The sequence below is a fragment of the Streptococcus suis S735 genome (assembly GCF_000294495.1).
In the GTDB taxonomy this organism is placed as follows: domain Bacteria; phylum Bacillota; class Bacilli; order Lactobacillales; family Streptococcaceae; genus Streptococcus; species Streptococcus suis.
In genome coordinates, this window is sequence record NC_018526.1 from 1,740,898 (window position 1) to 1,766,247 (window position 25,350).

At 45.0% G+C, this 25,350-nt stretch carries 20 protein-coding genes; 8 read left to right on the forward strand and 12 right to left on the reverse strand.

Annotation, left to right across the window (positions count from 1 at the left end; genetic code table 11):
* Positions 1–87 precede the first annotated feature (87 nt).
* Together dhaQ and dhaS are read right to left on the reverse strand one after the other, a co-directional pair.
* The gene (gene dhaQ, locus YYK_RS08610) at positions 88–1,077 is read right to left on the reverse strand and encodes a DhaKLM operon coactivator DhaQ (RefSeq protein WP_012027839.1); all 990 of its coding nucleotides are present in this window, start codon (positions 1,075–1,077) and stop codon (positions 88–90) included.
* A gap of 10 nt (positions 1,078–1,087) precedes the next feature.
* Complete coding sequence (dhaS, locus tag YYK_RS08615) at positions 1,088–1,633, reverse strand: dihydroxyacetone kinase transcriptional activator DhaS (protein ID WP_009910868.1); 546 nt, start codon at positions 1,631–1,633, stop codon at positions 1,088–1,090.
* A 152-nt stretch (positions 1,634–1,785) separates the two neighbouring features.
* On the opposite strand from dhaS, the gene dhaK reads away from it, so the two are divergent.
* Genes dhaK through YYK_RS08635 form a run of 4 tightly spaced genes read left to right on the forward strand, consistent with a single transcriptional unit; the run spans position 1,786 to position 4,452 of the window.
* A complete protein-coding gene (gene dhaK, locus YYK_RS08620; protein ID WP_012027841.1) occupies positions 1,786–2,775 on the forward strand; it encodes a dihydroxyacetone kinase subunit DhaK in 990 nt (329 codons plus the stop codon).
* Positions 2,776–2,785: 10 nt separating this feature from the next.
* Positions 2,786–3,361, forward strand: coding sequence for a dihydroxyacetone kinase subunit DhaL (dhaL, locus tag YYK_RS08625; protein WP_012027842.1), 576 nt, complete (start codon positions 2,786–2,788; stop codon positions 3,359–3,361).
* Positions 3,358–3,732, forward strand: a complete 375-nt coding sequence (dhaM, locus tag YYK_RS08630) for a dihydroxyacetone kinase phosphoryl donor subunit DhaM (protein ID WP_002938758.1) — start codon at positions 3,358–3,360, stop codon at positions 3,730–3,732. The genes dhaL and dhaM overlap by 4 nt, the downstream gene beginning before the upstream one ends.
* Before the next feature lie 9 nt (positions 3,733–3,741).
* Positions 3,742–4,452: an MIP/aquaporin family protein gene (locus YYK_RS08635; RefSeq protein ID WP_012027843.1), complete on the forward strand. Its 711-nt coding sequence runs from the start codon at positions 3,742–3,744 to the stop codon at positions 4,450–4,452.
* A 181-nt stretch (positions 4,453–4,633) separates the two neighbouring features.
* Here the strand turns inward: YYK_RS08635 and YYK_RS08640 are convergent, their stop codons facing one another.
* The 6 genes from YYK_RS08640 to YYK_RS08665 all read right to left on the reverse strand — a co-directional run bounded on the left by YYK_RS08640 (position 4,634) and on the right by YYK_RS08665 (position 11,456).
* Complete coding sequence (locus tag YYK_RS08640) at positions 4,634–6,496, reverse strand: proline--tRNA ligase (protein WP_012027844.1); 1,863 nt, start codon at positions 6,494–6,496, stop codon at positions 4,634–4,636.
* A 280-nt stretch (positions 6,497–6,776) separates the two neighbouring features.
* Positions 6,777–8,036 (reverse strand): M50 family metallopeptidase, encoded by a 1,260-nt coding sequence (locus tag YYK_RS08645; RefSeq protein WP_012027845.1) that lies wholly within the window; start codon positions 8,034–8,036, stop codon positions 6,777–6,779.
* 9 nt (positions 8,037–8,045) lie between these two features.
* Positions 8,046–8,852: a phosphatidate cytidylyltransferase gene (locus YYK_RS08650; protein ID WP_012027846.1), complete on the reverse strand. Its 807-nt coding sequence runs from the start codon at positions 8,850–8,852 to the stop codon at positions 8,046–8,048.
* Positions 8,853–8,861: 9 nt separating this feature from the next.
* Positions 8,862–9,617, reverse strand: coding sequence for an isoprenyl transferase (locus YYK_RS08655; protein ID WP_012775352.1), 756 nt, complete (start codon positions 9,615–9,617; stop codon positions 8,862–8,864).
* Between the two features lie 113 nt (positions 9,618–9,730).
* Positions 9,731–10,054 carry a preprotein translocase subunit YajC gene (yajC, locus tag YYK_RS08660; protein ID WP_012775696.1) on the reverse strand — a complete coding sequence of 108 codons (324 nt, stop codon included), beginning with the start codon at positions 10,052–10,054 and terminating at the stop codon, positions 9,731–9,733.
* A 109-nt stretch (positions 10,055–10,163) separates the two neighbouring features.
* Positions 10,164–11,456, reverse strand: a complete 1,293-nt coding sequence (locus YYK_RS08665) for an adenylosuccinate synthase (protein WP_012775353.1) — start codon at positions 11,454–11,456, stop codon at positions 10,164–10,166.
* Positions 11,457–11,820: 364 nt separating this feature from the next.
* On the opposite strand from YYK_RS08665, the gene gshAB reads away from it, so the two are divergent.
* From gshAB to dusB, 4 genes are all read left to right on the forward strand, one after another.
* Positions 11,821–14,052 (forward strand): bifunctional glutamate--cysteine ligase GshA/glutathione synthetase GshB, encoded by a 2,232-nt coding sequence (gene gshAB / locus YYK_RS08670; protein WP_012027850.1) that lies wholly within the window; start codon positions 11,821–11,823, stop codon positions 14,050–14,052.
* A gap of 885 nt (positions 14,053–14,937) precedes the next feature.
* A complete protein-coding gene (locus tag YYK_RS08675) occupies positions 14,938–18,057 on the forward strand; it encodes a DUF6359 domain-containing protein (protein WP_012775354.1) in 3,120 nt (1,039 codons plus the stop codon).
* A 79-nt stretch (positions 18,058–18,136) separates the two neighbouring features.
* Positions 18,137–19,003 carry an Hsp33 family molecular chaperone HslO gene (gene hslO / locus YYK_RS08680; RefSeq protein ID WP_014917319.1) on the forward strand — a complete coding sequence of 289 codons (867 nt, stop codon included), beginning with the start codon at positions 18,137–18,139 and terminating at the stop codon, positions 19,001–19,003.
* Positions 18,996–20,000, forward strand: a complete 1,005-nt coding sequence (gene dusB / locus YYK_RS08685) for a tRNA dihydrouridine synthase DusB (protein WP_012775355.1) — start codon at positions 18,996–18,998, stop codon at positions 19,998–20,000. The genes hslO and dusB overlap by 8 nt, the downstream gene beginning before the upstream one ends.
* 145 nt (positions 20,001–20,145) lie before the next feature.
* Here the strand turns inward: dusB and YYK_RS08690 are convergent, their stop codons facing one another.
* The 4 genes from YYK_RS08690 to YYK_RS08705 form a co-directional block, all read right to left on the reverse strand.
* Complete coding sequence (locus tag YYK_RS08690; RefSeq protein WP_012027854.1) at positions 20,146–20,919, reverse strand: NUDIX domain-containing protein; 774 nt, start codon at positions 20,917–20,919, stop codon at positions 20,146–20,148.
* A complete protein-coding gene (gene pnuC / locus YYK_RS08695; RefSeq protein ID WP_012027855.1) occupies positions 20,912–21,733 on the reverse strand; it encodes a nicotinamide riboside transporter PnuC in 822 nt (273 codons plus the stop codon). Before pnuC ends, YYK_RS08690 begins: the two co-directional genes overlap by 8 nt.
* Before the next feature lie 9 nt (positions 21,734–21,742).
* On the reverse strand, positions 21,743–22,780 hold the full coding sequence (locus YYK_RS08700) for an AAA family ATPase (RefSeq protein ID WP_012028524.1): 1,038 nt from the start codon (positions 22,778–22,780) through the stop codon (positions 21,743–21,745).
* A gap of 113 nt (positions 22,781–22,893) precedes the next feature.
* Complete coding sequence (locus YYK_RS08705) at positions 22,894–25,347, reverse strand: ATP-dependent Clp protease ATP-binding subunit (protein ID WP_012027858.1); 2,454 nt, start codon at positions 25,345–25,347, stop codon at positions 22,894–22,896.
* Positions 25,348–25,350: the final 3 nt, after the last annotated feature.

The window sequence follows — 25,350 nt, forward strand, 5'->3', positions numbered from 1 at the left end:
ATAAATGAGGTATTTTTTCCTGAGTCAGGAAGAAAAAACTCTCAGGTTCATTTCCTGAGAGATCTGATTTCTATAGAAATTGGTAGCCTACCAAGCCGCAGCTTCTGTCGGTGCTTCTAAAAAGTCCAGCCATTTTCGATCCTTGACACGACAGAGGGTGACAGAAATTCCTCCCATATCAAGACTGGTCATAAATTTACCTGTTTTTACATAGGAAAGCTGTAAACCTTCTAGCTCTAGAAATTGGCAAATGTCGTTCAAAAAGATTCCTTGCTCAACCTCGGACATAGATCCAAGATTATTGACCAGAAGAATATAGTCTTCCCCTTCCTTCCAGCGGAATTTTAATTTTAATTTGTTCACAATTTCGTTGGCTAACTGCTCAGAGGATTCAAAACGAACGGTCCGATAGCCTTCTTCTCCATGGATACCGATACCGTAAGATATTTGTCCCTCCTCCAAATCAAACAAAGGCAGGGCAGCATTGGGCAAATAGGCCGACTTGGTTGCAAAACCGATGGTCGCAATCTCTGTTGCCAGAGACAGTCCCAGCTGTTCCAATTCATCTAGGCTATAGCCAGTAAGGGCAGCAGCTCCTAATATCTTATGAAGTAGAATGGTCCCTGCAAGCCCCCTATGCCGCATACGGAAATTATTCTTAGTATCGACCGAAATATCATCATGGGATACAATGTACTTGACTGCAATTCCCTCCTGCCGAGCCAATTCGATGGCTTTTCTAAAAGAGATAAGGTCTGCCTCAAAGTTTTTTACAATCAGAAAAACTCCCTTGCCCTTATCTACTGCGCGAATGGCTGCAAATACTTCTTCAGCGGTTGGGGGCGTAAATATTTCACCATATACTGCAGCAGTCAGCATACCCTTTCCGACAAATCCAATATGTGCCGGTTCGTGCCCCGATCCACCACCTGAAATAATTGGAACTAAATGGTCATCCTGCACTTTCTGAAGCACAATCGGAAGTCCCTTCACTTTCTTCACTTTAGGATTAGTTCGACAGAAACCATCCAAATAATCTTCAATAATTGTTGCCTGTCTATTTCTAATAAACACCATATATTAACTCCTACAAAATCACAAACGACTCGCGAACAAGAGCCACCATTTGCTTCCAATAACTGTGAATCTGACAAGGTGACTGTGTCAGTCCTTCCTTTATCAGTCCAATCCAAGCATTAGCATGATAGAGAATCAAAAAATGCTTATCCTGTTGGGAAATCATTTTACCCTCCTGGAGCTGGTACTCGTTGATAATTTTCTCCATCAAAACCATAAAGTAGCCTTCTAAATAGCTGACAAAATCATTTTGCCCCTTAATCTCAAAGAGTTGCCTATAGAAAGATTGGTTACTCTCGATGTAGTACAACAGCTCATCCAGAAGCTTGATTCCACTAATATAGGTCAGATTGTCAGTTACCTGCTCCTGCAATTCTGTCTCAAATATCCAGTCCAGCAACTCATACTTGTCTAAAAAATGGTTGTAAAAGGTTTGACGACGAATCCCTGCTTCCTGCATGATGTCGACAACTGAGATTTTATCAAAGGATTTTTGGGATAGCTGTTTTTTAAAAGCCTTTGCAATCCTTTTCTTTGTAATCAACGAGGTTGGCATATGTCACTTGTCACTTCCTTTCGCTTCCTCTTTATTATACCCTATCATGCTTTTCTTTGGAACAAAAGGGACACTTTGGACAATCTGTCCCTTCCTTTTTTCTTTTGGACAATGTAAAATGAAAGCGCAAACAATAACAAAGGAGTTTTCTCATGAAAAAAATTATCAATCAACCCGAACATGTCGTTGATGAAATGTTAAAAGGACTTGTCTTTATGCACCAAGATCTTGTCGATCGTATCGATGGATTTGATGTGATTATCCGCAAGGCTGAAAAAACTGGTAAAGTCGGCATCATCTCAGGAGGTGGCTCTGGTCACGAACCTTCTCATGCAGGCTTTGTCGGCAAGGGCATGTTGTCCGCCGCTGTATGTGGCGCAGTATTTACCTCACCAACACCAGACCAAATCTTAGAAGCCATCAAGGCTGCTGACGAGGGAGCTGGCGTCTTTATGGTCATCAAAAACTACTCCGGCGACATCATGAACTTTGAGATGGCACAAGAATTGGCGGAAATGGAGGGCATCGAAGTGGCCAGTGTCATCGTGGACGATGACATCGCTGTGGAAAATAGTCTCTATACCCAAGGCCGTCGTGGTGTAGCTGGTACCATCCTTGTCCACAAGATTCTCGGTCACGCTGCAACAACTGGCAAATCTCTAGCAGAAATCAAGGAACTGGCTGACCGTCTCGTCCCACAAATCAAGACTATCGGCTTAGCCCTATCAGGTGCTACGGTACCAGAAGTGGGCAAACCAGGCTTCGTCCTTGAAGAGGATGAATTTGAATACGGTGTCGGTATCCATGGTGAACCTGGCTATAAGAAAGAAAAACTCCAACCATCTGCTAAATTGGCTGAAGAATTGGTTGAGAAATTGGCAGAAGGCTTTGATATTCAAGATGGCGAACACTATGGTGTCCTTATCAACGGTCTCGGCGCAACTCCTCTCATGGAACAATATGTCTTTGCCAACGACGTTGCTCAATTGCTGGCTAAAAAAGGTGTGGTCGTTGACTACAAGAAAATCGGTAACTACATGACATCGATTGATATGGCTGGACTGTCATTGACCTTAATCAAACTAGAAGACCCAAGCTGGATTGACGCTTTGCAGGCCCCTGTTGAAGTGGTAGCTTGGTAGGAGAAAGACTATGGATGCAAAACAAGCATTGCTCTGGATGGAAACATTCAACAAAAAAATTCAAGAAAACAAAGATTATTTGAGTGAGCTAGATTCTCCAATCGGAGATGGAGATCACGGAGGCAACATGGCGCGAGGAATGGCTGCCGTCATGCAGGAGCTATCTGAAAAAGACTATGAGACTGCTGACCAAGTCTTTAAGGTGGTTGCCATGCAACTTCTCAGCAAGGTTGGCGGTGCTTCCGGTCCTCTCTACGGCTCTGCCTTTATGGGTATTACTAAAGCCAGTCAAGCTGGCGCTGATTTGGCAGATACGCTTCAAGCAGGTTTGGACATGATCCAAAAACGCGGCAAGGCTGAATTGGGCGAGAAAACCATGGTAGACGTGTGGATTCCTGTTATTTCTGCCCTAAGAGAAAGCCAGCTGACAACGGAAATTATCCATAAAGCCGTTCAAGGGACAAAGGATATTGCTGCGACCAAGGGACGCGCGTCCTATGTTGGGGAAAGGTCTATTGGACACATTGATCCAGGCTCTTTCTCATCTGGACTTCTCTTTGAAGCCATGTTGGAGGCAGGACTATGACAAAGGTTGGTATCTTACTCGTATCCCATTCAAAAAATTTGGCCCAGGGAATCATCGACCTAGTATCTGAAGTCGCAAAAGATATTCCCATCACCTACTGTGGCGGACTAGAAGATGGTAGCATCGGTACCAGCTTTGAAATCGTACAAGAGCGAGTTGAAGCAAACCCTGCTGATACCCTCCTTGCCTTTTTCGACCTAGGTAGCGCCCGAATGAACATGGAACTTGCTGCCGATTTTACAGACAAACAAATTCTTATCCAAACCGTACCAGTCGTCGAAGGTTGCTATACTGCCGCAGCTCTCTTACAGGCTGGAGCTGACTTGGAGACTATTCTTGAACAATTAAAAGAACTGACAATCAATAAATAGGAGGTCATTATGAATCTGATTGGAGAATTACTTGGAACTTTCATACTAGTATTACTTGGAAACGGTGTGGTTGCATCCTGCATCCTCTCTAAAACCAAGGCTGAAAATAGCGGCTGGCTGACCATCGTACTAGGATGGGGCATCGCTGTAACAATTGCCGTCTACATATCAGGAATTTTTGGACCTGCCCACCTAAATCCAGCTGTCACTATCGCAATGGCATCTATCGGCTCCCTACCATGGGCTCAAGTCCCAGGCTTCCTACTTGCCCAATTTGCTGGAGCAATGTTGGCATCCATCGTCCTCTATCTCCATTTCTACCCACATTGGCAGGAAACAAAAGATAGCGGAACAATCCTTGCTACCTTCTCTACTGCACCAGCTCTTCGTCACACAGCTTCAAACTTGCTCGGCGAAGCTCTTGGTACAGCTGTCTTAGTCATGGGAATCCTTGCAATTGGTCCTAACAATGTCAGCGCTGGCCTCGGCCCAATCATCGTGGGACTTATCGTATTTGCAATCGGCTTCTCACTAGGATCAACGACAGGCTACGCAGTCAATCCTGCTCGTGATTTAGGCCCTCGTATCATGCATGCCATCCTACCCATTCCAAATAAGGGAGATTCTGACTGGTCTTATAGCTGGATCCCAGTTGCTGGCCCAATTCTTGGAGGTGTCGCAGGAGCTATCCTCTATAACATCCTACTAAATATGTTATAGTCATTTGAATTAACTTTGATACATCGTCACTTTCGGCTTGCCGTACTATAGTACAGCCTGCACCTCAGTTCCTTGTCTGAAAGCTAATTCATTCGACTATATAAAAAATAGGCTTGGGTGACTAGAACCACTCCCATTTTATCAACAAAGACTTGGCTATCATCAACCAAGTCTTTTTCTGTTATTCATTTTCTTTTGTAAGGATTTGCAAGGTTTCAAGGAGTTGGTCCACATGGACTTCTACAGTATCACCTGTACCCTTGATTTTCACTTCGACGATGCCATCAGCTGCTTTCTTACCAACAGTCACACGGATTGGCAAGCCAATCAAGTCACTGTCAGAAAACTTAACGCCGACACGCTCATTACGGTCGTCAGTTAATACTTCATAGCCTGCACCAACCAAACTTGCTTCGATAGACTGAGTCAATTCCATCGCCGCTTCATCTTTGACATTGACTGGAATCAAATGCACATCAAACGGTGCCAATTCTTTAGGGAAGTTGATCCCCCAAGCGTAACGGTATTCGCCTTTTGGTGTCTTGTTAACAAAGAGGCGAGCGTGTTGTTCAAGAACGGCTGACAAGAGACGGCTAACACCGATTCCGTAGCATCCCATGATAATCGGCATAGAACGACCATTCTCATCCAAGATGTTGGCATTCATGCTGTCTGAATAGCGTGTACCGAGTTTGAAGATGTGACCAATCTCGATACCACGGGCAAAGTTGAGAACCCCGTGTCCATCTGGAGAAGGCTCGCCTTCCTTGACTTCGCGAATATCCACATACTCAGTCACTTGGAAATCACGCCCTGCATTGGCACCTGTGTAGTGGAAACCATCTTCGTTAGCACCAACTACAGCGTTCTTCACATCTTGAACCTTACGGTCTGCAATAATCTTGATGTTTTCTGGTAAACCAACTGGGCCAAGAGAACCAAAGCCTGCACCGAAGACTTTCTCTGCATCAGCTGGGCTTGCTACATCAAAGAAATCCGCTGCCAAGTGGTTTTTCAACTTGACATCATTGACCTGATCATTGCCAACAAGGAGGGCAACAACTGGCTCTCCGTCAGCCATAAAGAGCATGGTTTTGATAGTTTGTTCTTCCGCAACGTTCAAGAAGGCAGCAACTTCGTCGATGGTTTTGGCATCTGGTGTAGCAACTTTAACCAAGTCTTCTTCAACTACAACTGCTGTACTTGGTTTGTATTCGCTAGTTGCCATTTCTAGGTTGGCAGCGTAGCCTGATTCGCTTGAGTAGGCAATGGTGTCTTCACCAGACACAGACCAAGCCAAGAGTTCTGCCTTGAACGCTTCAAGAACATCCTCTGGGATTTCCTCAAAAGAAGCAACCGACTTGTCCAAGACAACCCAACGGTCGAGATCGGTACGGTCTGGTGTAATAGCCATAAACTCCTGGCTATCCTTACCACCCATGGCACCACCGTCACCGATAATAGCCTTGAACTCCAATCCTGCACGAGTGAAGATCGCCTCGTAAGCCGCCTTGTAGTCATCGTAGGTCTGGTCCAAGCTCTCATAACTAGCATGGAAGCTGTAGCCGTCTTTCATGATAAACTCACGACCACGGAGAAGACCGTTACGAGGACGTTTTTCATCACGGTATTTTGGCTGGATTTGGTAGATGTTAAGCGGCAACTGCTTGTAAGACTGGACCGCATCACGCGCCAATAGCGTCACCGTTTCTTCGTGGGTTGGACCCAAGATAAAGTCAGAACCTTCACGGTTTTTGAGCTTGTAGAGGTCGTCACCGTAGGTTTCATAACGACCTGACTCACGCCAAATATCCGCGGACAAGAGGGCTGGTGCCAAAAATTCAATGGCATCAATCTTATCAAACTCCTCACGCATGATATTTTTTGCTTTTTCAATCACACGGTTAGCCAAAGGCAAGTAGCTGTAAATACCAGCAGAAATCTGACGGACATAGCCCGCACGTAACATCAAAGCGTGGCTAATTACCGACGCATCCGAAGGCATCTCCCGCAAAGTAGGGATAATCATTTTAGACTGTTTCATAGTTAAGATATAAGTGCGTTAAGAAAACGAAACGAAAATAGGAAACCTAACGCAGTGCCTTTGGCACTAGGCAGGTTTATCTTTTTCGTAAAGTTTTTAGCACGCATTCAATTCCTTTCATCTTTTGTTTATCAGGAATGCACAGGTTTCAGCCCGTGTTCAGTTCCTTTCTTAGTTTTCAGAATATCCTGCGTTCAGCACGCATTCAATTCCTTTCGTATTTTTCAGAATATCCTGCGTTTAGCACGCATTCAATTCCTTTCATAAATTTCAAATTATCTTAGAAGAAGACTCTTATAATATCATTCCAAGTGACTACTATCATAAGAACCACCATAACGGCTACACCTGCTAGAGTGATATAAGATTCCGTCTCTGGTTTGAGTGGTTTTCTGCGAATGGCTTCCAGAATATTCATAACAATCTTACCACCATCCAAGGCTGGAATTGGAATCAAATTGAAGATTCCAAGGTTAATGGAGAGCGCAGCCATTAGCCCCAATACAGAAACCAAACCAAATTCAGCTGCTTGAGAACTTACTTTATAAATAGCAACCGGTCCCCCCAACTGCTTAACATCAAAGTTTGCAATTAGATTCTTCAAAGCTGTTACAACCCTAAGAGCTGTCGCTCCCGCTTCTTGGAAACCACCGACAATTTTATCAACGAAACCAGTTTTCAAAATCGGTGAAATACCAATTCGATAGGCCCCATCTACTTGTTCAGCAGTAACGGAGACATGACGGTTTTTCCCATCATGCTCAACGACCAAATCAAAGCTTGGGGCTGTTGTTGCATCTGTTGCTGCTTTACTAATAATCGTTGCAACTTCTGTGTAGCTGTCTGTCGTGTTCCCATTGACCGAAAGAATCTTGTCCCCTGTGACAACACCTGCAGCCTGCAAAGCACCACCTTCAGTAATACTTACTGCATTGCTTGATGGGTTGGCAACCCCTCCTTGCATGAAGAACAAAAGAATAAATACTAGAATCCCTAAAATAAAGTTATTCATGGGACCCGCAAAGTTGGTCATCAACCGTCCCCAGACTGTCGCATTTTGATATTGAACATCAAGTGGAGCAATCCGAACTTCTGTTCCATCTTCCTCTACAATCGTGGCATCGTGATCAACCTTATAGGTCTTGCTTTCTTCCAAGACCAAGCCTGTGATTTCCAATTTTTCCTCGAAGTCAAAACTGGTTACATTCATTGGCAAACTGAGACTATCCAGTTGCTTACCAGACAAATTAATCCGCGTCACAACACCAGCTTCATTCAGGCTGAGGCTGGCAGGACTACCTGTCTTAATCTCTGTCTTATCTTCACCCCATCCAGCCATTCGAACATAGCCACCTAGGGGAAGGATACGGATGGTGTAAAGTGTCCCATCCTTACCTGTATGAGCGAAAATTTTGGGACCCATCCCAATCGCAAATTCCCTCACAAGGATACCAGCTTTCTTGGCGAAGTAGAAATGACCAAATTCATGGACAACCACAATCACACCAAATATAAATATAAATGCTAAAATTCCCTTCATAGTACCTCCTTAAAATAATCCAAAGAAGTGCATGATTGGAAAGACAAAAATCATACCGTCAAAACGATCCAGGATACCACCGTGTCCTGGAATAATTTTTCCAGAATCCTTCACACCAAAATGGCGTTTAATAGCACTTTCTACTAAGTCTCCGAATTGTGAGAATATCGAGAAAATCACAACCAACAACAACATCATGCCAAATGAATAGCCCGCTAACAAGGACTTATCGACAATCAAGAAAATGATAGCAACTACCACCGCAGAAAGAATACCGCCTACAAAGCCTTCAACCGTTTTATTCGGTGAAACCTTCGGCAATAATTTTCTCCGACCAATCTGACGACCGATTAAGTAGGCACCAATGTCTGTTGCCCAGACTAGACAGAGGGCAAAGAAGACTTTATTGAGCCCATCCATACGAGCCAGTATCAAACTATGAAAGCCGATACCAACATAGAAACTTGATGCAATTGGAAAGACAACATCGGAATAGTTGTAATGACCGATATTAAAAACCGTCGAACCAAGCAGTAAAAATACTACAATGGCGTAGGCTGTGTAATTTCCATCCGTCGGTAAAAATGTCAAATAATTCTGGAGCGGAAGAGCCAAGACTAAACTGGCCAACATAGCTAAGACACCCTCGATAGAATTTGGTGCTAGGCGATACATTTTAATCAATTCAGCCGTAGCAATAATAGCTAACAGGCCTACAAAAAATTGAAATGCCATCCCACCAGCCAACAAAAAGGGAATGAAAATAGCTAGAGCAATGCCGCCAAATATCACTCGTTTCTGTAAATCGTTTGTCATACCTTCTCCTTATACACCGCCAAAACGTCTGTGGCGACGGTTGTATTCTTTAATCGCTAATTTAAGTGCTTCTCCATCAAAATCAGGCCAAGCAATATCTGTAAAGTACAGCTCGCTGTAGGCTGTTTGCCACGGCAGGAAGTTGCTAAGACGAAGTTCACCACTTGTACGGATAACTAGATCGGGATCGCGTAACGTTGGTGATAAGGTTCCTGTATAGAGGTAATCCGCTATTAATTTCTCATCAATATCTCCAGGATTGAACTTGGCATCCAAGACATCTTGCGCAATAGCCTTGACTGCGCGAGTCACCTCATCACGACCGCCATAGTTAAGAGCGAAATTGAGAATCAAACCAGTGTTACCCTTTGTCTTTTGTTCGGCTTTATAAAGCGCATTGAGAGTCGGGACAGGAAGTTTTGAATGGTCACCAATCATCTGAATTTTGACATTATTGGCATGGAGTTCAGGAACATACTTATCATAAAACTCCACAGGTAGATTCATGATAAACTTCACTTCTTTTTCCGGTCGAGACCAGTTTTCTGTAGAAAAGGCATAGACAGTTAACACCTTTACTCCCAAATCAGAAGCCGTCTTGGTAACCTTTTGCAGTGCATCCATACCAGCCTTATGCCCCATAATACGTGGCTGCATCCGCTTTTTAGCCCAACGGCCATTGCCATCCATAATCACAGCGATATGCTTAGGGACTTCAATTGCTGTTTCAATGCTTTCTTTCTTTTTAAAATTAAATTTAAACATGGTATTTTCCTTATTGTATAATCGTTTCATTATACCATATTTTTACCTAGGATAGCAAAAATCAGGCAGGGCTAAAACAAGAGAAAACCAAGGTTTCCCTCGGTTTCTCATCCTTATTCTTCAATTGCAGATTCTGGAGTTGCTTCTGTCGTTTCAACTGCCACTTCTTCAACAACTGCCGATGTAGCATCTGAACTTGCTACACGATCACGAATAGCACCACGTTCAAATGTCAAGTAAACACCATCAACATCGAGAACAACCTTCTTATCATCGATTTCATCGACAATACCAAATAGCCCACCAATGGTCACAATTTCATCACCTTTTTTGATTTGATTTAGTGCTTCTTGACGTTGTTTTTGTTGTTTACGTTGCGAATAGAACATAAAACCAATCATGGCAACCATGACAAGTGGCAAAAATAAACCTTCCATTTGTTTACCTCTTTTATTGTTTGATAAGCATGATTATATCAAATTCTGGACAAGAAAGCAAAGTTCGACCAAACAGAAAAAGACCGAACTTTCGTTCAGTCTTCGCACACTATTTTGCGCTCCATACACTCTCAAGGATGTTGGTCTGTTCACGACCAGGTCCTACTGAGAAGGTTGAGATACGAACGCCTACCAATTCGCTGATACGACGAACATAGTTGCGAGCCGCTTCTGGCAATTCATCCAGGCTACGTACACCTGTGATGTCTTCAGACCAACCTGGCATTTCTTCGTAGATTGGTTTGCAACGTTTGAGTTGCTCCAAACTTGCTGGGTAGTGGTCAATACGCTCACCATCCAAGTCATAAGCCACGCAGATTTTCAAGGTCCCAAGACCTGACAAGACGTCAATCGAGTTGAGGGACAAGTTGGTAATACCTGACACACGGCGGCTATGGCGCATCACCACTGAGTCAAACCAACCGACACGGCGTGGACGGCCAGTTGTCGTACCGTACTCTTTACCGATTTCGCGGATACGGTCTCCGATTTCATCGTGCAATTCAGTCGGAAATGGTCCGTCACCAACACGGCTAGTGTAGGCCTTACATACACCAACAACCTTGTCAATCTTGCTTGGGCCGACACCGCTACCGATCGTCACACCACCAGCAACTGGGTTTGAAGAAGTAACGAATGGATAGGTACCTTGGTCAATATCCAACATAACTCCTTGCGCACCTTCAAACAAGACACGCTTGCCTTGGTCGAGGGCATCGTTCAAAATAACAGATGTGTCTGTTACATACTTTTTGATTTCTTGACCGTAAGCATAGTATTCTTCAAAGATTTCGTCAAACTCAATCGGAGTTGACTCATACATCTTCTCAAACAAGCGGTTTTTCTCAGCCAAGTTTGTTCTCAAACGCTCCGCAAAAATCTCCTTGTCCAAGAGGTCTGCAATACGGATACCAACACGCGCAGCCTTGTCCATGTAGGCTGGACCGATACCCTTGTTGGTTGTACCAATCTTATTCTCACCTTTAGACTCTTCTTGCAACTGGTCCAATTTGATGTGATAAGGCAAGATGACATGTGCGCGGTCTGAAATCCGCAAATTATCTGTTGTCACACCTGAATCATGGAGATAGTTGATTTCCTTCACCAAAGATTTTGGATTGACAACCACACCATTACCGATTACAGAAATCTTTTCTGGGAAGAAGATTCCTGACGGAATCAAGTGCAATTTATACTTCGTGCCATCGATAACGATAGTGTGTCCAGCGTTATCACCACCTTGATAACGTGCGATTACTTCAGCATTAGCAGACAAGAAGTCTGTAATTTTACCCTTACCTTCGTCGCCCCACTGGGTTCCTACAACAACTACTGATGTCATATTCACTCTTTCTCTGAACTGGCTAACCAGCCCAGCCTTTCTTCTACTTCTGGCAGGAATCTCACCTGCAAGTTTCGTTTTACACACTATTCTATCAAAAAACGAACATTTTTTCAAGAAATTCCAATAATTTCATATATATCGAATGTTTTTATTTTTTTAAAAGTATATTTTAAAAAAATCCGATTAAACACACGAGGTAGACATGTGTAAATATGCTTTTGGCAGAGAAATCCGAAGTCTTTGTTTACTTTCAGTGATTTTCAGTACATTTTTCACCAGAAACGTAGCAGAAATTTGTATTTGCTCTCCAATCTAGATAAAATTGGAATAAGACTTTGACAGAAATATAAAGGACTTAGATATGTTACAAAAATTATCACCAAACAGCCCCATTCTTCAGGCTACTTTTGGAATTGAGCGCGAATCACTTCGCATCAATTCAAACCACAGAGTTGCACAAACTCCCCATCCTCATAAACTGGGTTCTCGTAGCTTCCACCCCTATATCCAGACAGACTACAGCGAGCCACAGTTAGAGTTGATTACACCAATCGCTCAGTCGACTAAGGAAGCGCGTCGCCTACTGGGAGCCATTACAGATGTTGCCGCACGTTCTATGGATAAGCAAGAATACCTCTGGCCCCTATCCATGCCACCTGTGATTTCAGAAGAGGAAATCCAAATTGCTCAACTAGACAGCGACTATGAGTACCAATATCGTGTCGGTTTGGGGGAACGCTATGGCAAGCTCGTCCAGTCTATGTCTGGCATCCATTATAATTTTGAATTAGGAAAAGACTTAACCCAACAACTTTTTGAATTAAGCGAGGAAACAGATTTTATCGCATTCAAAAATACCCTCTACCTCAAATTAGCACAAAACTTCCTCAACTATCGTTGGCTCTTAACCTACCTATATGGAGCAAGTAGCCTAGCCGAAAAAGGATTCCTAACCACGGAAGTCGGTTGCGTCCGTTCCATTCGTAATTCCAAGTACGGCTATGTCAACTCCGATGATGTTCATATTTCCTTTTCTTCTCTCCAACAGTACGTGGCCGACATCGAACAAGCTGTCCAATCTGGTCAACTATCCGCTGAGAAGGAATTTTACTCTTCTGTCCGACTACGTGGAGCAAAGACTAGCCGTGACTACCTCAGCAAGGGGATTTCTTATTTAGAATTCCGTTCCTTCGACCTGAACCCCTATGACCCGCTTGCTATTAGTCAAGAAACCCTTGATACAGTCCACCTCTTTATCTTATCTCTTCTTTGGTTAGACCAACTGACAGATGTTGATAACACCTTAGCAAAAGCAGATAAACTTAACAATCTCATCGCCCTCAGTCACCCACACACACCTCTACCTAACGATGCCGATGCCACGCCAATCTTGACGGCCATGAAAGCCATAGTTCTACACTTTGGACTGGATGACTACTATGGCCAACTCATTGCACATGCGGAGGCAGCACTTCAAGACCCTCGTTTGACCCTTTCCGGAAAAATAGCAGAGCAAGTTGAAGATGGGTCTCTAGAGAAGTTCGGTCAGCAGCAGGGACAAGTCTTTCATGACTATGCTTGGACAGCCCCTTACGCCCTCAAGGGCTATGAAAACATGGAACTCTCCACCCAGATGATTCTCTTTGACGCCATTCAGTTGGGCTTGAATGTGGAGATTTTAGATGAAGAAGACCAGTTTCTCAAACTCTGGCATGGTAACCATGTCGAGTACATCAAAAATGGCAACATGACTTCGAAGGACAATTACGTCATTCCTCTAGCCATGGCCAACAAGGTCGTGACCAAGAAGATTTTGGACCAGGCTGGTTTTCCAGTACCTGCGGGAGCTGAATTTGCAAACAAGACAGATGCCCTGCGGTATTACGGACAGGTAGCCAGCTCTGCTATTGTTATCAAACCAAAATCTACCAACTTCGGCCTTGGCATCTCTATCTTCCAGGAGCCAGCCAGCCTTGCGGACTATGAAAAAGCCCTGGACATCGCCTTTTCGGAAGATAGCCATGTGCTTGTGGAGGAATTCGTGGCGGGAACCGAGTACCGTTTCTTCATCCTTGATGGCAAGTGCGAGGCTGTCCTGCTCCGCGTCGCAGCCAATGTCGTGGGGGACGGTAGCTCAACCATCCGTGAATTAGTAGAGCAAAAAAACCAAGATCCACTGCGAGGGCGTGACCACCGTTCACCGCTGGAGATCATTAACTTGGGCGACATCGAACTGCTTATGTTAGAACAGCAGGGCTACACACCCGATACAGTTTTGCCAGAGGGCATTCAAGCCTTTCTGCGTGGCAATTCCAATATCTCAACGGGTGGTGACTCCATCGATATGACCGACCAGATGGACGAGTCCTACAAGCAACTGGCCGCCGATATGGCAACTGCTATGGGAGCTTGGGCCTGCGGTGTGGACTTGATTATCCCCGACCGCACCAAGCCAGCAAGCAAGAACAAGCCCAACTGCACCTGCATCGAACTCAACTTTAACCCTGCCATGTACCTGCACACCTATACTTACGCAGGACCTGGTCAGAGCATTACGCCGAAGATTTTGAAAAAATTATTTCCAGAGCTATAGTTTTCCATTTTCCTTACTTTGTTAGTGCTTACTTCAAAGGTTCGTGGAACTTTTGAAGGCTGGGGATAGGGCAAAGCACGTTCGCCTCAATAGCTGCAGGTTGCTGGGAGTGAGAAAGAACTCGACCAAGATAAAAAGAGTTCGTCAACAAGTTTTCGTTTTAAGTTGTTGAGCTGAAACAGTCTATCCCCAGACTGTTTCACTCCCACCCCCGCACAGCTCAAACTGTCTGGGAGACAGTTTGAGGTTGGAGATAAGGCGAACTCTGTTCGCATCAGTCGTAGAGGCCAGATTTGGAGTGTGAAACTCGAATTGCTGAGATTTGCTTCGCAAATCCTATCTCCAACCTTTAACAGTCCACTGGACTGTTAAACCCAATCAACCACTGCGCTGAGATGTTGACACGAACTCTGAGTAGTGGTCCTGGGCTTTTTGCCCAGCCTCAGTTGGAAATAAGACTTGCCTCTCTATAAAGTACGGCAAAGCGAGTTCAAACAAACCAGTGGATTGTTTGAAGCGGGAAATCCAGAAACGGAGTTCCTCTTGCGCCGAAGTAAAAAAAGTCAACAAAAGGACTATATATCTGCTTTGCCCTTTTGTTCCTTCACAAAAACTCCCAACTAATGTTAAACAAAATGAATATGGCACCAAGAAAATCATTTATATCTCGGTGCTTTTTTTGTGAACCAATTCCCATCACCCAACCGATTTGTTCGTTTTTTGTTTCGTTTTCCAATTTATTTTTACCATTTCATTTGAATTTTTAAAAATATCCGTATTATATCTAAAAAAGTATTCCAAACGACTCATTTTCTGTTAAACTATATGTATATAACAACTGCAGACGTTTTTATGACGTCCATATATAACAAAAAGGAGTTTTATATGAAGATTAGAAACCGTTCTCTCTTCTATACCGTAGGTTCTGTAGCGGTAACAGCCGGACTCTTGCTTAGTCTTGCTACTTCGCCCATACCATCTGTGCACGCTACTGAAGTGGCGATAGAGAATTATCCGTCACTTGCAATAACCAAGTCGGAAGTCACGATACAAGGCTATCTTATTGCACCACTTAATAGTAGCGGAACTGCTTTTGACGCCACTAACAAAACAAATCTAGCCCTTGGTGCAAGCATGGATACTGCGGCAGCCGACACTATCCCTATTCAACTAAAAGAACCTCTTCGTAGCCAATTCAACCTCGTTAATCATCCCGAACTAGTCGGAAAATTGGTTCGCATCACAGGAACTAGCGATACATACATGAAGCGAGCTGGGATCAAACCAGCTACAGCGATTGAAATCGTAGATTCATCTTCTACTAATGTTCAGCCACCAACAAGTGAAAATACAGCTACCAAACCAAGTGACCTTGTTTCTACACCGATTGCTACTGTTCGTTCCGGAGCACAAGGAACAGAGTACACAGTTTCTGGTAAAATTATTAGCCTAGTAAACGGTTGGGGAGGAAATGGTTTTTACCTCCAGGGTTCTGACGGTGCTGGTATCTATATCTACCCAGGGGCTGCCTTGGGCTATCAGCTTGGTGATACAGTCCAATTAACAGGAACATTGGGTGAGTATAAAGGCGAACTCCAACTAACCACAGTTAGCAACCACAAGGCTATCTCTGAGAATTTCAACACTCCTATTACAGAAACAAACATCGCTCAGTTAGCAACGCAAGCACAGGCAACACTAGTTTCTCTAAAAAACTTGACTGTCGGAGATATTCAAAGCGATAGCTATCAAAATTCTACCTTTACCGTAACTGACTCCGAAGGACAAACTGTTGATGTACGCTTAGATAGCCGAACAGGCATCAAAACGGCGGATCTTTTGAACCGGATCAACAAGGGAGATAAGATTAATCTAACCGCTATTTTATCCACCTATAACGGAAAAATACAATTAAAACCATTTGACCTCTCTCATTTTGAAGTCATTGAAAAGGCAACGACGGAAGCAGGACTAGGAAAGACCGAAGCTGTAACAGTCGGTCGCATTCAAGGTGCAAGTCACCAGTCACCTCTGGTGAATCAATCTGTTATGCTTAAAAATGTCGTAGTAACCTACGTTACCTCTGCCAATAACTTCTACGTGCAAGATGTCACACCAGATGGAGACACCAAAACATCTGACGGCATTAACATCTTTACTGACAAATTAAAAACAAATGTCAAGGTAGGAGATCTTGTCACTATCGCAGGACGAGTAGAAGAATACCAGGGCAGAGGGTATGCTGAACGTGACAAAACAGACTTAACCATCACACAAATTCGAGCTACTGAAGTAACTGTGGATGGGACTGCACCTGTACCATCTCCTATAGTCCTCGGTCTTGATCGGACTATCCCAGCAGATATTATTGACAACGACGGTTTGGCTCAATTTGATCCAGAACAAGATGCGCTCGATTTCTGGGAATCCGTTGAAGGCATGGTGGTTGCCGTGGATGATGCAAAAATCCTTGGCCCACTAAAAAACAAGGAAATCTATGTCACTCCTGCCACTAGTCAACTTCCTTTAAATAATGTTGGAGGCGTCAACCTTCGCCCTGAAGGGAATAATACCAATATCATTCCACTTCTTTTGAAAAATGGAAAACAAATCGTCAAATCAGGAGACTATTTCATCGGTCGTATCGCTGGACCAGTCACCTACTCTTACACCAATTATAAAGTCTATGTAGATGATAGCACCCTTCCAACCTTGCACGAAGGAGCTACAAAACCAGAAACAACAACCATTATCCCAAATGATGACAAGCTGACTATCGCTTCTTATAACATTGAAAACTTCTCTGCTAATAGTAAGTCAACATCAGACGCTAAAGTCCAACGCATTGCCAAATCCTTTGTTTCAGACCTACATTCTCCAGATGTTATCGGATTGATTGAAGTGCAGGACAACAACGGTGCTACAAACGACGGCACAACTGATGCTAGTAAGAGTGCTGAACGCCTGATTGCAGCCATTCAAGCAGCCGGCGGACCAACCTATACCTATGTAGACATTGCTCCTGAAAACAACAAAGACGGCGGACAAGAGGGAGGCAATATTCGCGTCGGCTTCCTCTACAACTCAAAACGTGTCAGCCTATCTGACAAACCAATCGGTACCGCAACACAGGCAGTTGCATGGGAAAACGGCGAACTCAATCTCAGCCTAGGCCGAATCGACCCAACCAACCCTGCTTGGGCAGCTGTCCGCAAAACACTTGCAGCTGAATTCGTCTTCAAAGGCGAGAAAGTCGTTGTCCTTGCCAACCATCTCAACTCAAAACGCGGTGACAATGGTCTCTACGGAAAAATCCAACCTGTCAGCTTCAAGTCCGAAGAAAAACGCCACATACTAGCACAAACTATCGCTGACTTTACAAAAGCAGGCTTAGCTCAAAATCCAAATGCTAATATCGTTATGCTAGGCGACTTCAATGACTATGAATTTACTAAAACCATAGAAATTTTAGAAGCAGGAGGAATGGCTAACCTCGTTAGTCGTCACGATGCATCCGATCGCTTCTCTTACTTCTATAACGGAAATAATCAGTCTCTTGACAATATGCTAGTATCAACTAACTTGTTGGAGCGCTATGCCTTTGATATGGTCCATGTCAATTCAGCCTTTATGGAAGAACATGGCAGAGCTTCTGACCACGATCCACTATTGGTACAACTGGATGTGACAAAGGCACAAGAACCAACTCAACCAGAACCAAGCGACAAGCAGACAGATGACTCAGGAACAGTCAATAATAGTGATGACAATGGTACGACCAACAATAACAAGCCAACAAATCTTTCAACTTCTAATCAAACAGCTGTAAATGCTGATGACCGTTCTGGCGCTACAGACAAGAGACAAACAACCGTGACCCCTACTGCCAACAACAGTCAAAAGAAAATCCTTCCAAAGACAGGAGGAGAAACAAGCTTTGTACTTATCACAATCGGTCTCGTATTCTTGAGCGCCTGTCTTGTCAAAAAACAAAAAGAATCCTAATCATTTTTTGAGCTTGAAAGCATGACTTTCAGGCTCATTTTTCTACTGCTCCACCTCCACTTGTGCTATAATTAAAGTTATGGATAAAATTATTAAAACACTATCAAAAAGTGGGCATTTCCGTGCATTTGTGCTAGATAGCACAGAAACCGTGAAAACAACCCAAGAAAAACACGACACCATGGCGTCGTCCACCGTTGCTCTAGGTCGCACCCTCATTGCCAATCAGATTTTGGCTGTCAATGAAAAAGGCGACACCAAAATCACCCTGAAAATCTTGGCCAGCGGTGCTGTTGGGGCTATCATCTCCGTTGCCAATACCAAAGGTCAGGTCAAGGGCTACATTCAAAATCCTGACTTGGACTACAAACGGACAGCGACTGGCGAAGTCATCGTTGGGCCCCTTGTAGGGAACGGACAATTCCTGGTTATCACAGACTACGGAACAGGTCATCCTTACAACTCCATGACACCCTTGATTTCTGGTGAAATCGGTGAGGACTTTGCTTATTTCCTGACAGACAGCCAACAGACACCATCTGCGGTGGGACTGAACGTGTTGTTGGACGAAGAAGACAAGGTCAAGGTAGCTGGCGGCTTCTTGCTCCAAGTTTTACCTGGAGCGACCGAGGTTGAAATTGCCCGTTTCGAGAAACGCATCCAAGAAATGCCTGCCATTTCAAGCTTGCTGGCTTCTGAAAACCACATAGAAGCTCTGCTATCCGCCATTTATGGCGACGACGACTTCAAACGCCTGTCAGAAGAGGAAATCGGCTTTGTCTGCGACTGCTCTAAAGACCGCTTCCTCGATGCTCTAGCCAGCCTACCAAAAGCGGACCTGCAAGAGATGAAAGAAGAAGACAAGGGCGTGGACATCACCTGTCAATTCTGCCAGACCCATTACCACTTTGACGAAAACGATTTGGAGGAACTCATCAATGGCTAATCTCAATACCCCTTTCATGATTGGTGATGTGGAAATCCCCAATCGCTGCGTGCTGGCCCCAATGGCCGGCGTGACCAACTCGGCCTTCCGCACCATTGCCAAGGAAATGGGAGCGGGACTGGTCGTTATGGAAATGATTTCTGAAAAAGGCCTTCTCTACAACAACGAGAAAACCCTCCACATGCTCCATATCGACGACAACGAATACCCTATGTCTATCCAGCTTTTCGGCGGCGACGCCGAAGGACTGAAACGGGCTGCCGACTTCATCCAGAAGAACACCAAGGCTAATATCGTAGATATCAACATGGGTTGCCCTGTCAACAAGGTTATTAAAAACGAAGCTGGTGCCAAGTGGCTCAAGGATCCCGACAAGATCTACCACATCATCAAGGAAGTAACCTCGGTCCTCGATATTCCCCTGACCGTTAAGATGCGGACCGGTTGGAACAATACCGACCTGGCGGTCGAAAATGCCCTGGCCGCAGAAAGTGGCGGTGTAGCTGCCCTGGCCATGCACGGACGGACCCGCGAGCAGATGTACACAGGAACAGTTGACCTAGAGACCTTGACCAAGGTAGCTGGCAGCCTGACCAAGATTCCCTTCATCGCAAACGGCGACATCCGCAATGTAGAAGATGCCCGCCAGCGAATCGAGGAAGTCGGTGCCGACGCTGTCATGGTCGGACGGACTGCTATGGGAAATCCATACATCTTCAACCAAATCAATCACTATCTTGAAACAGGAGAAGTCCTACCCGACCTCTCCTTTGACGACAAACTCAATGTCGCCTTCGACCACCTGACCCGATTGACCAATCTTAAGGGTGAGTCCATTGCCGTACGTGAATTCCGTGGTCTTGCCCCTCACTACCTCCGTGGTTCAGCAGGCGCTGCCAAAATCCGTGGTGCTGTTGCCCGAGCAGAGACTATCGAGCAGGTCCAAGAACTCTTTGACCAAGCACGAGAAGCCTATCAGGAACGGATTGCTAAATAATATAGTCGAATGAATTAACTTTGATACATCGTCACTTTCGGCTTGCCGTACTCTAGTACAGCCTGCACCTCAGTTCCTTGTCTGAAAGCTAATTCATTCGACTATATCAAAACCTCCAGTTTGAGCTGGAGGTTTCTTTATCTTTTTATGAACTTTCTTTTAAGCGATAGGTCTTTCTGGGTTTGCGTTTGGGCAATCGTTCCACTCCAACTTCTTCCACAAAGTCTCCATACTTGGCTAGGAAATTATTGTGGAGGATTTTTTTGTCGGGTGAGATAAGATTGACCAAGTCTGTCGCAGCGTAGATGTTAAAGGGCTGCTGCAGGAGATTGAGAAAGGTTGGATTCCACTTCATCCGTCCCTGAATCCGCTGGATAGAGGTCATGACAATCTCGTAATGGTCAAAGGCAAAATCCTCTGCCGTCAAGACCTGACCCTCATAAGAACACTGCGAAGTCTTGAAATCCACATCGATAACAATCGGCTCCCGTCCATCTGGACCTGGTTTGACCAAATCCAAGGCCTGACTAGGCAGGTAAACCAAGTGGGCAATAGTCATCATCCAGCCCCGCGGATCCCGCTCAGAATCGGAAACCGTTAGGAGTTGCTCGATATGATTGCGGGGCAAATCCAGTCCCGCTTCTTTTTTTATCTCACGCTGACAGGTCTGGTAGGCATCCTCACCTCTGGCAATAAAGCCACCGACCAAGGACAGCTTGTGTTGACAAGGGTGGGCAGCACGACGAATCAGCAAGAGCTTGATTCTCCCCTCTACAAAACTATAGACCACCATATCAGCTGTCACGCTTGGTTTTTCAAATCGCGGAGCGTCCTGCTTTTTATACCAGTCTAAAAATTCTGCCTCTGTCACATATTTTTCGTAGTATTCCTTGTCTGATAGACCAGCAGGCCTAGCCATTTCGAGCCACCTGCCCTTCTTTTATGGACTTAGACCATTGGTACCAGCCGACAAGCGAGTTGATAGTCCAAACGAAGTACATAACCGACATTTGCAGGTTACCACTATCTGGACCAACCCACCACAAGTAAATGGAGAAGACATTGGTTGCAATCCAGAAAATCCATTGCTCACGGTAGAGGTAACTTTGCAGGAATTGTCCTGTCCAGTTGGTGCCATCTGTAATAGAGTCACGGAAGGGACGAGCTGATCCAATTGACTTGTAAATCAAGCCAAAACTTCCCCATACCAAGACAGCGAAGACTAACCACTTAACCCAGCCCCAGAGAGTCAGCTTACGGGCTTCAAATTCTGTTTTCTCTTCTTCTGCTGCTCCATTGACACGGGCTGATAGCCAGAAATACAAGCCAACTGGCTGCATGACAATGAAGAAAATCGCTGTCATGACTTCCCCATAGAACATATTTTGGTAAGATAAGACAAAATAGATGAGGTTACTGATAAAGCCAAAGAAATAGTTACTTGACCGTCCTTCTGCTACCAAGATAACACAGATAATCCCTGTCCACGAGGTAAACAAGCCCATCCAGTCCTCACTAGCAGACCATACATGTAAGATAACAGGCACACTAGACAAAACTAGCAAGTAGAGCCACTGACCTAGGGTACGACCGAAAAATAGTCCCGCAATGATTGCGTCCAGAACTCCGATAACTCCCAGTTTTTTGGCTCTATTTGCGATAGCAGACATGTTTTCTGGTACCTGCTTCAAGGAAGCTTGAAAACGGTCGATGAATTTGGTAAGTTGTTCCATAATGTCCTCCTAAAATTCCTGATAGATAGCATCGATTAGCTCGATAGCCTTGGCATAATTTTCTGCATAAGACCCACCGATAAAGGCCAGCGAAGCCTGCGGGTGATTTTTAGCAACCAGTTCTTTCAAATGTTCGGTAAAGGCATTGCGAATTTCTGCGTCAGCCATTGTCATATCCCGAAAACCGTCATCCACATAAGAGCCTGTCGGTAGAACAAAGATAATCAGGTCCCATTTTTCATTCTTAACCGTATCAGCACAGAGCGAGTGGAAAGAACTAGAAGTTTCGCCGATGTAGTAGTCGTAGTAGGCTTCCGTCACGGTCGCGTTGGTGTCCGCAATGACCAGACCACGATTGGTATCCGAGTCAATCAGGTCTGAGGTCTGGCGATACTGGCCCGTCAAGAGATAGTTGTAGTCCTTGCCTGTCAACTCATCATCACGCACATTGTAACGTTGCTGGTAGTAGCGGGCATATTCCAGCGAAACAGGACAGGAATAATAACGCCCCAAATCCCGCACTAGCGTGGTTTTACCATTTGAAGCAGAGCCAACCACCAAGATATTCTTAGAAAAATGACGGCGGAAAGGCTTGGCAATCATATTCCAATACTTAGCCGACTGCTCGCGGATAAGAGTGGCTGAAATGCCAAAATTTCGCTCTGTAAAGGAAGCCTTGAAACCACGAGAACGCAACTCTTCGGCATATTCCTGCTCCGAAACGTAGAAGACGAGCTCTTCGTTCTCCTTAATCGCCACCAAGGCCTGCAAGGCTTCTAACCAAGGTGCCCAACCTTCTGGATAAGGGGGCATTCCCTCCTCGTCTAGCTTAAAGACGGATACCAGAGGCTCGTCGTTGAAGGTTTCGCGGATATAGCGGAAACGTTTCTGCAAACCGAGACCAATCTGATGACCACGGTCATTTTTATAGCCCGACACGATGACGACCGCCCGATCGCATTCCCGCTTGGCTCGTTGAATCAGGTCAATATGACCCTTGTGCATGGGAGCAAAGGTCCCAAAAATAACTGCTACTGCTTGTTTCATAATCTACCTTTTTATTGTTTTTTATATTTTATATCCTACTCTTTTCTCAAACCAAAGTCAAGAGTTTTTTATATTTTTTTATAAAAAGATAGCAAGCCGAAAGAAAAGCAGGTCTAACCTGCTTTCACACTATCAAACTTCAACTGCTCGGCCTTGACCCCTACTTTTAAGGTCACACCAGCTGGCAGTTCTCCACGTAAGAGCATTTCTGCCAATGGATCTTCCAACTTGGTTTGGAGGAGGCGACGAAGTGGGCGGGCACCCATTTCTGGATCGTAGCCTTCTTTGGCCAAGAGTTTAAGAGCAGAAGCCTGCAATTTGAGGGTAATACCCTTGCTGGCCGCCACGGCAATCAATGGTTTGACCATGACCTTGACCACATCCTGCATATCTGCTTCTGTCAGGCTATGGAAGACCACTTTTTCATCAATCCGGTTAATAAATTCAGGACGATAGGCCTTCTTCAACGCCTCAAAAATCCGTTTTTCAACGTGTTCCTGACTCTTAGACAAATCAAGAGCCCCAAACCCAACTGTCTTATCATCACGTAAAGCGGTTGCCCCTAAGTTAGACGTCATAATGATGACCGTATTAGAGAAATCAACCTTGCGACCTTTTCTGTCCGTCAAGACACCGTCATCCAAGACCTGCAAAAGAACATTGAAAATATCTGGATGTGCTTTCTCCACCTCATCAAAAAGTAGGACAGAGTATGGCTTGTTGCGAACTTTTTCTGTCAGCTCGCCCCCTTCTTCATAGCCAACATAGCCTGGAGGAGCACCGTTGAGGCGACTAGCCGCAAATTTCTCCATATACTCACTCATATCAAAACGAATCAAGGCAGATTCGTCATCAAAGAGGATCTCCGCCAAGGCCTTGGCCAATTCTGTCTTACCGACACCTGTTGGCCCCAAGAACATAAAGGAACCAATCGGTCTGTGACCAGTGCGAATGCCTGACTGGTTGCGGCGAATTGCCCGGCTGACAGCTGAAATCGCCTCTTCCTGCCCGATAACACGCTTGTGCAATTCCTGTTCAAGATTAAGGTACTTCTTGGCATCTGTCTGACTCAGTTTGGTGACAGGAATACCTGACAAGCGACTGAGGGTTGCCAAAATGTCTTCTTCTGTGACTTCCAAGCTATAGCTAGTCGCCTGATTTTCCGCCTCTTGAGCCTTAAGCAAGAGCTGCGTTACCGTCTTGTATTTCCCAGCCATCAAGGCTTGGTCTAAAGCGGTCAATCCACCTTCTTCTACCTGTCCCTTGGCACGATTTTGAACCGTCGCACTGGCTTCATCCAGCAAATCAATAGCCGAATCTGGCAAATTCTTACTGGTCAGATAGCGTTTGGCATAGGCTACCGCCGTTACCACCGCCTGATCCGAAATGGTCACCTTGTGGTGAGCCTCATAGGCTGGCTTCAACCCCTGCAAAATTGCTACGCTGTCTGCTACACTCGGTTCCTCAATGGTCACCTTGGCAAATCGACGTACTAAGGCAGCATCTTTTTCAATATGCTTCTGGTATTCATCCTGAGTCGTTGCTCCAACTGTCCGCAAAGTCCCACGGGACAGAGCAGGCTTCAAAATATTGGCAGCATCCAGGATCGAGTCAATCCCTGACCCCGATCCCATAATGGTATGGAGTTCATCAATGAAGAGAATCACTCGACCATCTTCTTCAATATCGTTGATGATATTGTTCATCCGCTCCTCAAAATCCCCACGGAAACGCGTTCCCGCAATGACATTCATCAAGTCCAATTCCAAGATCCGCATATTGACAAGACTAGCTGGCACCTCTCCATTAGCAATCCGCTGGGCTAGACCCAGTGCCAGAGCTGTTTTCCCAACACCCGCATCTCCAACCAAGACAGGATTGTTCTTGGTTTTCCGCGACAAAATCTGAAGCATACGGGAAATTTCCTCATCCCGTCCGATGACTGGCTCCAACTGACCTGAGCGGGCCAAAGCCGTCAAATCACGTGTATAGTCTTCCAAGCCACCACTTTGTGACTGGGTCATGCCCATCATATTGCCAACCGTTGCCTGCTTGGGCTTGCCACCTTTCGTCATGGTGCGGATAGCCTTCAGATGCTCCTTGGTAAAGCCAGCCTTGGCTTCCAGATTTTTCCGCAAATCCAGAAAACGAACCTTATCATCCGAATCCTCAAAGTGAAAACCGACCTGATCCAGAATTTGTGAGGCAGTCGAACGCTTGTCCAAGAGCATTCCCATGAAAATATGCTCCGTTCCTAGCCCCTTACTCTTGACAATCTCCGCAATCTTCTCGGCAAAGACCTGCAATTCCTTCACCCGCTTGGACGATGGAAGAAAGAAAAAGCTCTCTAACTCTTCATGGTAACGCCGCCCCATCACCATATAAACTGCACGTTCATAGTCCAATACATCCGCAGGATATTCTGCTAAAATAGCTCCCGCAACGGTATCTGGATTGATGACAAAGGCTAACAACAAGTGCCAGGTCTCCAAATAGTCACTACTATAACGCTGTGCAATCAATTGAGCATCTTCATAGACACCCTGTAACCCTCTTGAAATCTTCATTCT